The sequence below is a fragment of the Neisseria zalophi genome, from assembly GCF_008807015.1.
GTDB lineage: Bacteria > Pseudomonadota > Gammaproteobacteria > Burkholderiales > Neisseriaceae > Neisseria > Neisseria zalophi.
This window is the reverse complement of record NZ_CP031700.1, coordinates 531,294-546,415: the sequence shown is the minus strand read 5'-3', so window position 1 is coordinate 546,415 and position 15,122 is coordinate 531,294. Positions and strand designations below refer to the sequence as shown.

General features: G+C 43.5%; 13 protein-coding genes. 6 read left to right on the top strand and 7 right to left on the bottom strand.

Annotation, left to right across the window (positions count from 1 at the left end; genetic code table 11):
• Nucleotides 1-20: 20 nt before the first annotated feature.
• On the bottom strand, nucleotides 21-1,493 hold the full coding sequence (locus D0T92_RS02480; protein ID WP_225315129.1) for a 23S rRNA methyltransferase: 1,473 nt from the start codon (nucleotides 1,491-1,493) through the stop codon (nucleotides 21-23).
• 929 nt (nucleotides 1,494-2,422) lie between these two features.
• On the opposite strand from D0T92_RS02480, the gene D0T92_RS02475 reads away from it, so the two are divergent.
• A complete protein-coding gene (locus D0T92_RS02475) occupies nucleotides 2,423-3,400 on the top strand; it encodes a L,D-transpeptidase (protein WP_151049906.1) in 978 nt (325 codons plus the stop codon).
• A gap of 114 nt (nucleotides 3,401-3,514) precedes the next feature.
• Here D0T92_RS02475 and D0T92_RS02470 read toward each other — a convergent pair whose 3' ends face one another.
• A complete protein-coding gene (locus tag D0T92_RS02470; protein WP_191963657.1) occupies nucleotides 3,515-4,333 on the bottom strand; it encodes a factor H binding protein domain-containing protein in 819 nt (272 codons plus the stop codon).
• A 280-nt stretch (nucleotides 4,334-4,613) separates the two neighbouring features.
• Here D0T92_RS02470 and D0T92_RS02465 point away from each other — a divergent pair, with 280 nt between their 5' ends.
• The 3 genes from D0T92_RS02465 to aceK all read left to right on the top strand — a co-directional run bounded on the left by D0T92_RS02465 (nucleotide 4,614) and on the right by aceK (nucleotide 8,052).
• A complete protein-coding gene (locus tag D0T92_RS02465) occupies nucleotides 4,614-5,309 on the top strand; it encodes a Bax inhibitor-1/YccA family protein (RefSeq protein ID WP_151049902.1) in 696 nt (231 codons plus the stop codon).
• A gap of 117 nt (nucleotides 5,310-5,426) precedes the next feature.
• Complete coding sequence (gene coaD / locus D0T92_RS02460; protein ID WP_151049900.1) at nucleotides 5,427-5,939, top strand: pantetheine-phosphate adenylyltransferase; 513 nt, start codon at nucleotides 5,427-5,429, stop codon at nucleotides 5,937-5,939.
• Between the two features lie 337 nt (nucleotides 5,940-6,276).
• Entirely contained in the window at nucleotides 6,277-8,052 is a 1,776-nt protein-coding gene (aceK, locus tag D0T92_RS02455) for a bifunctional isocitrate dehydrogenase kinase/phosphatase (RefSeq protein WP_151049898.1), read from the top strand.
• A gap of 144 nt (nucleotides 8,053-8,196) precedes the next feature.
• On the opposite strand, the gene D0T92_RS02450 is transcribed toward aceK, so the two are convergent.
• Together D0T92_RS02450 and D0T92_RS02445 are read right to left on the bottom strand one after the other, a co-directional pair.
• Nucleotides 8,197-9,429: a multidrug effflux MFS transporter gene (locus D0T92_RS02450; protein ID WP_191963656.1), complete on the bottom strand. Its 1,233-nt coding sequence runs from the start codon at nucleotides 9,427-9,429 to the stop codon at nucleotides 8,197-8,199.
• A gap of 273 nt (nucleotides 9,430-9,702) precedes the next feature.
• Complete coding sequence (locus tag D0T92_RS02445) at nucleotides 9,703-10,524, bottom strand: DNA ligase (RefSeq protein WP_151049896.1); 822 nt, start codon at nucleotides 10,522-10,524, stop codon at nucleotides 9,703-9,705.
• A gap of 78 nt (nucleotides 10,525-10,602) precedes the next feature.
• On the opposite strand from D0T92_RS02445, the gene D0T92_RS02440 reads away from it, so the two are divergent.
• Nucleotides 10,603-11,238 (top strand): MBL fold metallo-hydrolase, encoded by a 636-nt coding sequence (locus tag D0T92_RS02440; protein WP_151049894.1) that lies wholly within the window; start codon nucleotides 10,603-10,605, stop codon nucleotides 11,236-11,238.
• Between the two features lie 93 nt (nucleotides 11,239-11,331).
• Nucleotides 11,332-12,585, top strand: a complete 1,254-nt coding sequence (locus tag D0T92_RS02435; RefSeq protein ID WP_151049892.1) for an OmpA family protein — start codon at nucleotides 11,332-11,334, stop codon at nucleotides 12,583-12,585.
• Nucleotides 12,586-12,753: 168 nt separating this feature from the next.
• On the opposite strand, the gene D0T92_RS02430 is transcribed toward D0T92_RS02435, so the two are convergent.
• From D0T92_RS02430 to thiO, 3 genes are all read right to left on the bottom strand, one after another.
• Complete coding sequence (locus D0T92_RS02430) at nucleotides 12,754-13,554, bottom strand: thiazole synthase (RefSeq protein WP_151049890.1); 801 nt, start codon at nucleotides 13,552-13,554, stop codon at nucleotides 12,754-12,756.
• Between the two features lie 128 nt (nucleotides 13,555-13,682).
• Nucleotides 13,683-13,877 carry a sulfur carrier protein ThiS gene (thiS, locus tag D0T92_RS02425; protein WP_151049888.1) on the bottom strand — a complete coding sequence of 65 codons (195 nt, stop codon included), beginning with the start codon at nucleotides 13,875-13,877 and terminating at the stop codon, nucleotides 13,683-13,685.
• A 140-nt stretch (nucleotides 13,878-14,017) separates the two neighbouring features.
• Nucleotides 14,018-15,112: a glycine oxidase ThiO gene (thiO, locus tag D0T92_RS02420; RefSeq protein ID WP_151049886.1), complete on the bottom strand. Its 1,095-nt coding sequence runs from the start codon at nucleotides 15,110-15,112 to the stop codon at nucleotides 14,018-14,020.
• Nucleotides 15,113-15,122: the final 10 nt, after the last annotated feature.

Genomic DNA, 15,122 nt, shown 5'->3' with positions numbered 1-15,122 from the left:
TTAAATTTAAAAGGTATTTACTATTTATTAGAATATTGATTCATTCGGCGTAATAACCGGCTCATTGCCAATACCACTTCCTCAGGTAGGCTTGCTACATGCTCACGCAACAATCTTAGGAACTGTTCTAAACGAGACCAGTCTTCTGCACGTTCATAAAGATCAAACAACATAACGTACAGTTGTGATTCTTGCGGATACTGCAATACTGCCTGCTCCAAAGTACCAATAGCTTGATCCAGCTGACCATACATCAACAACGACTCGACTTCTTTAATAGCCTCTTCTGCCGGAGAAGCATTCTCACTAATAAGAGAAGAATCTTTTTGAACCAAATCACGATACTTAGACTTCAATTGAAGAGAAGTTGGCTGTAAATAACCTCTTTTTAATCCAATTTCGCGAACTTTTTGTTCAGACGGCCCCTTTTCCAAATCATCAAACACTTCATGATAGCCCAAGCTGTATCCCCAACCCAGCATACGCTCTTTAACTTGCCGACCATACTGACCTAAAGAGTAGTAGAGCTTCCACAAATGCTTGGCAAACTGATTAACTTCTTCATATTGATAATCTAATTTAAGTGCATCAATAATTAGGCTAGCAGGTTTAGTTGATTTTTGAATTGCTTTGTTATATTGGCGTAGCGCAGTTTCATAATCCACTTTTCCTTTAAGAATTTTGGCACTTTTTTCTGGTTTTACAAAACCGATTACCGCGCCCATTTCTTCTTCGCTAACACTTCCTAAATCAATATTTCCTTTAACAATCTCATTACTTCTCGTTGTCGCATATTCTGTATTATTTTCAGATGTATCTGCTGTACGCGTACGAATCGTTAAAGTAGGCGCAGCAGATGCCGATTGAATATCATCCAAACTATTGTTTTCACCAATAATCCGTGAAACCTGCTGCATGCTCCAACCGAGACGATTTTCGGCAATAACCCGTAAGATTAAATGTGTCGGATTTGCAACCAAGCCAGCCTTGACATACTCAGCCAAACTTTCTTCCTGTAAAGAACTACTGTGCTGGTTTAGCGTTTCTGCCAACAAATCGATGTCATTAATACGCAAGCTCAGACCAACGAGCTCATGTACTAACTTTTCAGGAGCTTCATCTCCCAAGCTTGATAAATATCCAGCTAAAGAGGCAGCTGCCTTACTTTCATAACCAAATTGCTTATAGACTTGATACTCTGTAAGGGGATCGACTTCCTGTGCAGAAACCGCTGTAGTAGCAGAATCTGAGACACCACTCTCCCATCCCCAATCCTGATTTTCAGTATCGGCAACAGACTGCGATACCTGATCCATCCAATCACCACCGGCAGAAGAAGAGGTAGCCGCACCTTTATTCTGTTGGCGACTTTGTTCAGAAAGTTTGGATGCTTTTTGCTTTTTGGATACTTTATTTGTACTTTGTTTATAACGTAGAAACAACAACGCACACAAAGCAACCAGCAACCCTATAATTAGAAGTGAATAATCCAAGGATATCTCCCGACAAGTGTAATAGCTCTAACAAACCCAATTTAAAAACCTGTTGGAATGAGTTGTCGAGCATATTTTTAAAACCATATTATTCCCCAAGTGCATAATAATAACATGATTTAACCATTTATTACATCAGTAACATAGTTTAATGTCATCTATGGGGTATTTATACAACTATGGCTACTTTTTAAATATTCACAAATCATACTTTATACATAGTAATTGATAACCAATTTATTTAAAAAGCTTTTACATAAATTATTTTCTTAAGTTTCTAATAATACTCTCGAAAAAATGATAATAGAACCAATACACATAATAGGTAACGATATATGACCAAATTGCATAATCAAAGTTTACATCTTAACAAAGGCTATACATTTTTAAAATTAAACCACTATATACAGATAATTACTATCGCATCTACCATTCATAAAAAACAAAAAATCTGCAATCAAACAAATCTATCATATCTAACAAATAATTAATAATTATATTAAACAATTACTTATATTTAAAATATTCATTTTAATTTATCCAAAATGGAATATACTATTCCATAGTATCAAAACATCTTTACTGATAACGATATAATAAATATATTTAGAAATAATAACTTATTTTAAAATTAAAACAGTTATAAATTTCAAATATATGTACCCAAATAGCAACACTTTATTTTACCAGCCTGATACAGTTTTATTTTTACCGCCCACATCAGATAGCAATTGAGATAACCGACCCAAAGCTTGTTGCACCATACTCCCTTTATATGAATACAAACTAAAAAGAATACTACTTCTTTTATCCAAAGCGAGCCGATACTTATTCTGGGTAACTAGCAATTTTATGTATTTTTTCACAAAAATCTGAATATTACGGTATGATTTATATCGTTTTGTACAAAAATGAAGTATAGATTTGTAATGAAAAAAATCAGTTTTAGTGTATTTCTTTTATCCCTTACATCCGCCACCCTGGCAAACACCCCAATTCCAGACTTTTCACCAGTATCCTTAGGGCAGCATGTTGTTATCAATATTCCTCAACAACGCCTGTTTCTTTATACAGATGGAAAACTGACTAAGGTTTACCCCGTAACAGTAGGGAAAGCAAGCACACAAACTAATTTAGGTGAGCATACAATTGGTCCCAAAGCATTTAACCCAACCTGGCATATTCCCAAAAGTATCCAGAAAGAGCGGAAAGACGGCCTTAAAACCATACCACCAGGCCCAAATAATCCTCTTGGCCCTGTATTTGTACGTATGGGCGATCCTAAGTTAGGCTTGGGTATCCACGGCACTAATGCGCCAAGCAGCGTGCCGGGGGTTCGCAGCCATGGCTGTGTACGAATGAAATCACCAGATGCCTTAGAGTTTGCGAAAACTATTAATAGTGGCTCTCCTGCCTCAGTCATTTATCATATGGCAACATTGAACATGGATTCCAACGATAACCTTTGGCTGGCAGCCTACCGTGATCCTTATAATCAAAAGAATTTAGACACAGAAGCATTACGTAAAAGTATTGATGCATGGGCAAAAGCACATGGGAAAAACATTAATCCCAAACGTGTTAATGCTATTCTAAAAAACCGTACCGGTCATATAAACTGCTTGACTTGTGCCAAAGGTGTAAAAATCAAAGGGCCTCTAAAGTCGATAGCATGGACAAGTGGTTCAGAGCTACCAACCCAACCTAAAGTTGCACCTCCTCCTATGCCGACACAAGATGAGATATTACCCGCCGGTACCGAAATAGAAGTAGAAGCGGAAGCCCCTCAAGTGATTCCCGATGCGGATCAACAAACTGTTTCTCCTACTAATATTAAGCCGATACCACAAACACCATCTAACCAGCAATATAAATTATTACAAGAGCCTACTAATACACTGTTTTAATTAGATATTCGGCTATGTTTAATAGCAAAAAGCTGATATAGGCAATCATAAAAAACATGCGGTTATCCTAAAAATTAAGATAACCGCATGTTTTATTTAAATTATCAAAATAATCTAGCGTGCAACCCCACCAACACCAATTTGTATTGAAGGTTGATAAACAATTCCACCAATTTCTTTGGCTTCAGAGCCAAAAAAAGTAAGACTATAATCACCTCTCACTTGCGTTTCAGATAAGGTTTTACCTTCGATTCCTTTGGCAATAATATGGCTATCGTCTAGTGTGTTGTCATAAACAATATTTTTAATATCCGCTTCTTGCAACATTACCATACCTGTTTTTTCAATCCCGGTAATTGAGCCGCTTCCCTTACGCCTATTAAAATCCACTTTATAATTAAAGCTTCCAGATTCATCATCACTAAAAGCACGACCTGTATACTGATATTGACCTTCATCAGGTAATATAGCCGTAATATCACCTTTCACCAATCCAATACTCATCGGATCCCGAATGGTAATATCTTCACCTTCACTATCCTTTCCTACAATAGTTTGAGGTGCCAAATACCCCGCAATGATAGAGTGTTGTTGACGGTATGCACGAATACTGCCGCTTTGCGTTGGAATTTCGCTCAAAGTATTCTCTTTAAAATCATCTAATACAATTTGACGCTTATCCACATGCGTATGGCCGTTTATGGTTACCTGATAAGGTAATTCAGGTGAAATAGAAGATATTGGCTCTTTACTATCAGGTAATTCTTGCTCCTGATTAAGAGAAGCCTCCCGATTTTGCTCAACAGAAACTGCTGTTATCGAGGTTGGAGTTGATTCTAGGTGCGGAGAATTGCCGCCTCCTCCGCCACAAGCGGAAAGAGCAGTTATACATAAAGCTGCCAGTGTAGTTAGATTTACATGATGTGTGCGCATAATATTCATATAGTTAGTGGTTAGAAAGATTTAAATCAAAAAAGGGACTGCATCATATCGAAAAAATACAGTCACCCACAACCATTTATTCAAAAAATAAACCGATTATTTAATTTTTTTCTAAATTTAACAATAAATAATAATGATTATTATAAACTATATAAAATACTTACCCACTTTTTAGATATTACATATAAAAATTTTTAACAAAAATCAGAATTTACTGATAAAATCGCTGTCCACATTCTATATGTATTCAATTTACAGGAGCCAAAACGCCATGAAAAACGACGTTTACGACTACACACAAGCATCGGGTGCCGGTGCAGTGCAAAAAAATACCGTATTGCGCAAAACATACGGCCTACTCGGATTATCCTTTATTCCTTGTGCCGCAGGTGCTTTTATTAGTAGCCAAATAGGCTTTAACTTATATAGTATGTTTAACAGCCGTTGGGCTGCTTTCGGAGTTGTCTTAGCTTTTTTCTACGGCATGTGCTTTCTGATTGAAAAAAACCGCTATAGTAATGTTGGCGTTACACTCTTGATGGTGTTCACTTTTGGAATGGGTGTATTAATCAGCCCCTTATTACAATACAGCCTGAGCTTTAGCAATGGCGCACAAATCGTAGGTATTGCTGCCGTTATGACAGCCGCCCTATTTTTCACCATGGCAGCGACAGCACGGCGAACTAAAGCCAATATGAACTCACTCGGTCGCTTTTTAATGGCTGGTGGAGTTGTATTAATGATTGCTGTTGTCGCCAATGTGTTTTTACAAATTCCGGCATTGGCACTAACCATTTCAGCCGGCTTTGTCATTTTCAGTTCTTTATTAATTATGTGGCAAATCCGTACTGTTATTGACGGCGGTGAGACCAGCCATATCAGTGCTGCTTTAACTATCTTTATTGCCATCTACAATATTTTCAGCAGCCTACTGCATATTCTTACCGCTTTAACCGGTGAAGATTAATTCTGATTACTTTAAAGGCCGTCTGAAAACGTTTTTCAGACGGCCTTTTTACTTTGACATTCACATTATCAAGCTTTATCCTTCCCTTCTAAATCTCATTTTTATGAATAAATCATCATGACAACCCGCCCAATCCGCCGTGCAGTTTATGCCGGTAGTTTTGATCCCCCTACCAACGGTCACTTATGGATGATCAGCAAAGCACAAGCTATGTTTGACGAATTGGTGATTGCTATCGGTGTCAATCCTGAAAAACAACACACCTATACGGTAGACGAACGCCGCGAAATGCTCGAAGCCATTACTAAAGACTTTTCCAATGTACGCGTAACCGTATTCGGCAACCGTTTTTTAGTAGACTATGCCGACAGTATCGGTGCCCGTTTTGTCATTCGTGGTATCCGTTCTAATTCGGATTATGAATACGAGCGTTCTATGCGTTATATCAATAGTGATTTACATCCGGATATTACCACCGTTATCCTTATGCCCCCGCGTGAGTTTGCCGAAGTATCATCGACTATGGTTAAAGGAATGGTCGGCCCGGAAGGCTGGCGCGAAATGATACGCCGCTACTTGCCTGACCCTGTCTACAATAAAATTTTAAAAGACCATGAAGATAAAGATTGATCCGAAATATCTATAATTAAGAGGCCGTCTGAACCATTCAGGCGGCCTCTTAATTTATCAACACATCACCGCAAACTATCCCATCAATATTTCCGGCTATATACCCTTATTTGCTCCCCATTAAAAATATTTCAGACGGCCTAAAATCAAATATAAATATTGTGCCAATTAACTATTAAACAGACTTGCAGAATCCAATAAAATCTCATAAGGTTACATCAAACAATATAAAAATACCCTGTAATTTAATCCTACCTTATTTTAGAACACTGCAGGGATTCTAACTAAACCAGCAGGCATTAAGACCCGCGTAAACCATATAACAAAGGAAAAATAAATGTCGCGACAGCTAACCCAACAATTGGGGCGTGCGGTTGCTGAAACCATGCTCGCCGGATTCAATAAACATTACCGTCTTTATCGTGAAGTTACCGCCCGTGCCAAAGAAATGTTTGAACAACGTAATTGGCGCGGCATTCAGGACTTGGTTGCCGAACGGATTCAGATGTACGACCAACGGGTAATGGAAGCCGTAGAGATATTACGCAACGAGCAGGCCGCCGCGGCACTCAGTGACGAAGTTTGGGCAACAGCGAAAACAGAATACATTGCCTTATTGGTAAACCATAAACAGCCTGAATTGGCCGAAACATTTTTCAACTCAGTTTCCACCAAACTATTGGCCAAAGAGTATTACAACAATCAGTTTATCTTCGTCAAACCCTCGACCAGTACCGAATATATCGATTCCGACCCACCCACTTTCTGCTCTTTCTACCCAGAGAAACAAGGCTTGCGCGGCTGTTTACGCAATATCTTGCATCATTTCGACTGGCAGGTTCCATTTGCCCATATCAATAAAGATATTTGCAATATTCTACGAGCCGCGCGGAATTATTTCCAAGCCGAATGGCCGCCTCAAGAAATGAATCTGCATGTACAAGTATTGCATGCCCCGTTTTACCGCAATAAAGGCGCTTATATTTTCGGGCAAATCGTAAACGGCGGGGCACGCCATCCTTTTGCTTTGGCTATCTTGCATGATGAATCAGGCCGTCTGAAAATAGATGCCGCCCTTTTCGATGCCCAACAAATCGCCGTATTGTTTTCTTTTGCACGCGCCTATTTCTTAGTGGATATGCCAGTACCCAGCGCTTATATTCACTTCCTGCGTGCAATGCTGCCTATGCGCGCACCGGGTGATTTATACACCATGGTCGGCCTGCACAAACAAGGTAAAAATATCTGGTGGCGCGAATTTGCCCAACACCTCGAATATTCCCACGATAAATTTATTCTCGCGCCGGGCATTAAAGGCTTGGTAATGAGCGTTTTCACTCTACCGTCTTTTCCTTATGTATTCAAAGTCATCAAAGACACTTTCGGCCCCAATAAAGATTTTGATCAGGCTTATGTACGGCAAAAATATTTGTTGGTAAAAAAACACGACCGCGTCGGCCGCATGGCGGATACGCTTGAGTTCACCAACGTCGCCCTGCCCAAAGATCGTTGTGATGAAGAGTTTTTAAATGAAATGCGCACGTTGGCACCCAGTCAGTTTGAAGAAACCGAAGATAGGGTGGTGATTAAGCATGTTTATGTCGAATACCGCCTCAAACCACTCAACCTCTTTATGCAGAAAGCCAAACCGGCCGACAAAGCCGCAGCGGTTATCGACTATGGTTATGCATTAAAAGAGCTGGCCTCCGCCAATATTTTCCCGGGCGATATGCTGTATAAAAACTTCGGTATGACTCGGTTCGGTCGGGTGATTTTCTACGATTATGATGAAATCGAATATATGACCGACTGTAATTTCCGCAAAATTCCTCCTGCCCCGAATCCCGAATATGAAATGTCAGGTGAAGTATGGTATCCCGTGAATAAAGGCGATGTATTCCCCGAAGAGTTCGGCCCGTTTTTATTGGGCGAACCGGATGTTCGGAAAGTATTCTTAGAACATCATAAAGATTTATTATCGCCTGAATTTTGGCAGGGCAAAAAAGAACGGCTGGAAGCCGGGTTATATGATGATTTTTACCCCTATCCGCAATCGGTTCGTTTCAATCCGGATAAAGTGGCAGCAGGTGTAGCAGATGATGCAGATGCTTAATTTAAATACATCAATCAGTTACTTAATAACTGCTTAATAGTGCGGCTTGATTTCATTACTCAAAATAAACCTAGGGCTTAGAAAGCAAATTGATGGTTTACTTGCTTTCTAAGCCCTAAAATAAAAAGACAATCCAACTTAAAATTAATCCATATCCGGTATTTCATACCAAGTAGAATGAGAATAGTGCCATAGCAACATAATACCGGCACATGTTGATGCCAACATCATTCCAGACATAACCATAGGCGTACCATTATGCAACCAAGCAGTCAGCATACCGGCAAGCGCGCCAATTATCGTCTGAAATACACCTAAAGCCGCATTGGCACTACCACCCTCTTCTTTAAAATAAGACATAAAACATGCTTGCGTATTTGCCGTTATCAGCCCTTGCGTACCGACCGAAACCATCACACAACCGACCAACATCCACATAGGCGGCATTCCCAACATCAAAACCAAAGCAACCATCAGCAGATTGGCTGAAAATTGAACAATAATACCCCATCTGAGAATATCTTGAGCATGCGTGCCGCGTTTCAAGCGCCATGCCGTTACACGGTTAAATGTAGCCATGGTAATAATATTCATACCGAAAACCCAAGCATACTGGTGGGAAGAAATACCATAGAGTTCCATATAAACAAATGAAGACTCGGTGAGAAAAGAAAACATCGACGCAAAGCTGAATGCCTGAAAAAACAAATAACCCAAAGCCGGTTTAGTTGCAAACACTCTACGGTAGCGCCCCAATACCACACTGACAATACTACCCTTCACCTCGTGTACCGACTCATGGCAATGTAAAAACCAATATAACAAACACCATACAACGGTTGCGTAAATCGTTAAAAATACAAAAATCGTGCGCCAGCCACCCAAACTCTGCAAACCTGCACCCAATAACGGCGATATTAAAGGCGCAGCCATCATGATAATACCGATTAAAGCAAACATTTGTGCAGCCTTACGCCCCGTATAGTTATCACGCACTGTTGCACCGACTGTTACCACCGTCATACCGGCGCCAAAAGCCTGTATGACGCGCAATAACAATAGTTGATCGGCCGTCTGAATAAAAATCAAACCGGCAGCACTGACAATATAAACCAACAAACCTATCAAGCCGACAATACGGCGGCCTTTAATATCCGATAATGAACCGCCGACTATCTGTCCTATGGCTACGCCGAATAAAAAACTACTCAAACTCTGCTCGATGTGGTGAATATCAGCCGACAAGCTTTCGGCCATTGCCGGTATAGCGGGTAAATAGGCATCAATAGAAAACGGCATCAGGGCAACCATTAAAGCCAGTAATGTAGCTATTTGTTTGTCACTGAGCACTCTAGTCTGTGTCTGTGTTCTGGACATTATTAAAATCTTTCATTAATTTTTTTAGCTTCGTATCCAAACGCATCACCATCCCCATAACCATCTTCGTATGGCAAGGGATTGAGCAAAGGATATATGGATAAAAAACGTTAACAAAATAACGTCTTTAACGGAAGAAGTACCCGCGCGGAAAAGTATAAACCATACCACTCACCGCCTTACGGGATACTTTATTGAAAATTTACTTTTCGAATATGGAGGCCGTCTGAAAAATTTCAAACGGCAAAATAAAATTTATCACAAAAATATCATTCAATCAGATACTTTATGTCTAACCCTTAAAAAGGTTGCGAAACGTGGTATACCTTTCTGGGTAAACCCCTGATAACGATAGGTTATGATACTACCGACAGGCGGCGGATCCGCCCTATCCTTATCTTTCAACCCGCTACCGATACGAAACTCGCCATATCGGTTACGGCAGCCCAAAGCCCCTAATTTGCCCTCGTATTTGCCTTTACCCCCATAATGCCGCGTTACCGTACATTCATCATCATGGCGACTTTTCACTTTCAACAAATGCGGACTTCTGCCACCCTGATACGGAATATCCGGCCGACGCAGCATTACCCCTTCCCCGCCTTGTTGTTCCACCTGTTTTAAAAATGCCTGTACCTGCACATGATTATGAACCGGTGTTTGCGCAATAACGGCAATCGGTGCATTAGAGTGGGTTTCAAGCCATGCCTGCAATACCGCCAAACGCTGATAGAGGTTCCCTTTTGCCTGTGGCACATCGAATACATAAAGTTTGATATCCGACCAATCGCCTGTAGCAGACCGCACCGCGCCGGAAATCCGTTCGAACTGCCCGCGTTTACTGAATAATTCCCCGTCAAGCGGATAAGGTGGGAAATAATGCGTATAACCTGCCGGCGGAGTAAACGGATATCCTTGACGGCTGATTAACCATTTCCCATCCCAATAAGCGCGGACGCCGTCGAGTTTTTCACTCATCGCCCACCCTTGAATATGCTTTGTACGGGTATATTTTTTAGCCAACAGCAAATCCGGTGCCGCCGCAATCACCGCCTGCGTGAAAAACAGCCCGCAAACGAGTATGATGGTTTTCATTTTGTTTTCCCCTCATTTATTATTTACAAATAACTTAAAATATTATTACACAATTTATTTAAAATAAAGGAAACACCTATGGCTTTACAGTGCGAAATCATTGCCGTTACCCCGTTCCGCCAAAACTGCACCTTAATTTGGGACGACGAGACCCGTGAGGCGGTACTCACCGATGTCGGCGGCGACGTGTCTTTTTTATTGGAACAAATTAAAAAACACGACCTGACCTTAAAAGCCGTTTGGCTGACACACGGCCATCTTGACCATGCCGGCGGCGTCGTGGAATTGCGCTCGCAAATCGAAGTACCCGTATTCGGGCCGCATCAAGACGACTTATTCCTACTCGAACAACTGCCTCAGATAACCGCCCAATACGGCTTTCCCGTATCCCCCTCATTTACCCCCACTCACTGGCTGAAAGAAGGCGATACGCTGAACGTCGGTCGTTATACCTTTGAAGTCCTACATATTCCCGGCCATACGCCGGGTCATGTTGTGTTTTATTGTAAAGATGCGGAATTATTGATTGCCGGTGATGTCTTGTTTTATGAAACTATCGGTAGAACGGACTTCCCACGCGGAAACCATACCGATTTAATCCGTAATATTACCGATAAGTTGCTGGTATTACCCGAACATACAACCGTTATTGCAGGACACGGCCGAACAACACTTATCGGCCATGAGAAGGAGCATAATCCGTTTTTGCAATAGCGGTTTTATAGCAAACGGTGGTTTTAATATGCCATTGAAGGGGAAAGCCAAAACTTCTTAACTATCATACTTCTATTTATTAAGGAGAGCATAATGTCATCTGACTTTGGCAATGTATTGCAAAACGAATTGGGCGGCGTATTAAGCCGTTTTCTTACTCAACATGGAGAAAGCGCAGAAAACAGTACACACGCAACTAAAATTGTTTTGCCCACCGTCGTTGCAGGTTTGGTTAAACACATCAGTAATGATCCCGCCCATCTGAAAAACTTACACGATACCCTTACCGGTACAGCATCTACTCCTTTAAACCGTGCAGTAATTCAAGTTGAAGAAGGTGGCAGCGGATTAGACAGCATTATGCAATGGGGGCGTGAAAAGCTGCCCGTATGGTTTAGCGGAAATGCTGCGGATGTTTCCGATCAAATCGCCCATGAAAGCGGCATTGCCAAAGCAACAGCCGGCTCTCTATTGGCGTTATCGTTACCACTGGTTCTTTCTGTGTTAAGCAAAAAAGTAAAAGCAGAAAATCTAAACCAACGCCAACTGGCCGGTGTATTAAGTAATCAACACGGCTGGTTATCAAGTACACTAAGCAGTGGAATGCTTTCTGCGCTCGGCATTGGCAGTTTAAGCGGGATTTTCGGCGGACTGAGCAGCTGGGCTACCGGCACTGCGGCAAATGCGGCCGGCGCGGCGGCAGCCAAAGGTTCGGGCTTGGGCAAATGGATTGCCTTGGTCATTGCCGCCCTCGTGGCTTTATTCGCTTATAAAAGCTGCAGCACCCAAGAACAACCCGTTCCGCCTGCAGACGTGGCCGCATCTGTACCGGAAGAAACCAATGCACTCACCGCATCCGATTTAGATACGGAAATGACCGCTTCCAGCGTGATGCCTTCCGAACCCTCTAATATTATCGAGCCGGTTGCTTCCGCGCCCGAGCAAGATATTATCGGTACGGCATCTGCACCTATGGATAATACTGCCGCATCCGCACCGGCGATTGCGCCTGACCAAGCCGGTGTGGTTTATCAAAACGGTATGGCCGTATTCTACTTTGCCACGTCTCAAAACAATATTGCCGAAGGTGCGGAACAAATTGTCGGCGAAGTGATTGAAGCGGGTAAAGCCGGCAAAAAACTGGTCATCAGCGGTTTTGCCGACAGTACCGGTAACGCCGCCGCCAATGCCGAATTATCCAAACAACGTGCCAATGCGGTTAAGGCTTTCTTTGAAGCACAAGGTGTCGATACGGCCAATATCGAATTGCGTAAACCTGAAAATACTACCGGTGCCATTGGTAATGACGTAGAAGGCCGCCGCGTGGAAGTGACTGTAGAAGGTTAAACACCGTTAATATTTCGGCAATAAGCCAAACAGTCATTATTAAAAAACATGGCCGTCTGAAAAGTTTCAGACGGCCATGTTTATGGCTGTATTGAAAATACCATCTACAAATATAAATTAAGATAACGGGTTCACATCCTTTATTCAAACCAAAAACCTGATTTGATATTAAGACGTGTATCCATATTCATCGCTATGCCAGAACGGCTGGCCGACAGTCGGCGTACTTGCACGTGTATGCTCTGAGGGCGGCATCGGTACCGCTTCATAAGCATTGCGCCCCGCCTGCACGCCTTGGGCAAATGCCTGCGCCATCTGTACGGGATTGCCGCTACGCGAAACGGCACTATTGAGCAATACACCGTCAAAACCCCATTCCATCACTTGCGCAGCATGCGAAGGCAGCCCCAAACCGGCATCCACAATCAGTGGCGTATCCGGCAAACGTTCGCGTAACATCCGCAACGCATAGCCGTTTATGGCACCCAATCCGGTGCCGATCGGCGCCGCCCACGGCATCAATGCCTGACAACCCGCATCTAATAATCGTTGGCAGGCGATAAGGTCTTCGGTGCAATACGGCAACACCTTAAAACCCTCTTTAATCAAAATATCGGCCGCTTCAACCAATTGGAAAACATCCGGCTGCAAAGTGTCGTCGTTGCCGATTAATTCGAGTTTAACCCAATCGGTTTCAAATAATTCGCGTGCCATGTGCGCGGTGGCCACCGCTTCCTGCACACTCAAACAGCCGGCAGTATTGGGCAGCAGCGGAATGCCCGCTTCCTGCAACAATGCCCACAACGCACCGCCGCCATTGCCATCAGGCGTATTCTGACGGCGCAGCGCAACGGTAATCATGGCCGGTTCGGCAACGCCGACGGCCTGACGCAAAATATCCAAAGAAGGATAAGCCGCCGTGCCTAATAATAAGCGCGACGAAAAAGTTTGTCCGTATAGAGTCAGCATAATTGAGCTTCCTTATAGACTGATACAGGCAGATATTTTTTCACAACCCTGCTCCGTTTTCATATTTGATATCAACCGGCCGAATATTTTTCAGACGGCCTCTTGTTGTTCACCCGTTACCTTAGCGGCTATCCGCCCACCACCGGACGGACAATCTCTATTTTGTCGCCCTCATTCAATGCGGTTTCGGCATAACGGGTCTTAGGGATAAAAATCGTGTTTACCGATACGGCAAACGGTGCTTGCGGCGGATTGTCTTTAAGCCACTCGGCAAGCGTTGCGCCGCTAAAAGGACGGTTTTCGCCGTTTATTTGAATATTCATTACGCAATGTTCCTTAACGATTATGCAAATCCGATAAAGTAGTGATTACTTCACCTAAGGCCGTCTGAAAAGTTTTCAGACGGCTAATCACACTCAACATCAGTATTGCCTTTACATCATGTTTCACATACACATTGAATTCAGTTACCGCAATAAAGCACCGGCAGCTCACCTGCTGTTTCGGGGCGGTTGCCGCCAAGCACGCCGGAAACGGTTTCTACCACCGCTTCGGCCACCGACGGCGAAATCATAAAGCCATGCCGGAACAAACCGTTTGCTTCGATTAACTGTTTTTCGGCATGACAGCGGATTTCAGGGCGGTCGTGTACCAGCGTCGGGCGTAAACCGACATTGGTTTCCAAAACCCTTCCCTCACCGAAAGCCGGATGAACGGCATATAAAGCCGAAAATAATTCCAAGCTGCTGCGTACCGAAACCGGGCTGTCGTCTTCACTGTCAATCTGAGTCGCACCAATCACATACAGGCCGTTTTCTTTCGGGCAAACATACAAAGGATAACGCGGATGCAACAGGCGGACGGGGCGGTTAAGTTTCACTTCGGGCGCTATCACGCGGGCTACTTCGCCACGGATACCGCGCAAACGGGTGCCGCCGCTTTGGTTCCACGCCTGCCGCGCACCGATACCGCGGCAATCAATCACCCAATCGGCCTGCGCATGAAGCTCGTCAAGGTTATCAACAGGCGCATGCCAACGGCAATCGACACCGGCCTGTTGTGCGGCTTCTGCTAAGGCGGCGATGGTTTGGCGGTTGTCGAGCTGCCCTTCTTCGGGCAGAAACAAGCCTTGGCTGAAGCGCCCGCCCAATTGCGGTTCATTGCGGGCAATATCGTCGGCCGACCATTGTTGCGCAGGCTGCATGCCGTTATGGGCGCGCTCTAAGTGTTGCAAAAAGCGGTTTTTGAGGGCGGCATCTTGGTTATGCCAAACAATCAGACTGCCGTTTTCCTGAAAAAAAACCGGGCTGTTGATGCGTTTCAGATACTGCCGCCACAATTTGAGGCTGCTGTATCCCAATGCGATGACTTCAGGCGCCCCGTCTACCGCTTCCGCAGCAGGGGCCAACATCGCTGCGGCCACATAAGCCGCGCTGTTTTCACCGGTAGGTGATCCGGCATCATACAATACCGTGCGGATACCTTGTTCCGCCAAGCGCCATGCCGTCAGCCGTCCGAGCAGACCGCCGCCGGCAATCGCTACCTGATAGGGTTTCATGATGGTTCCT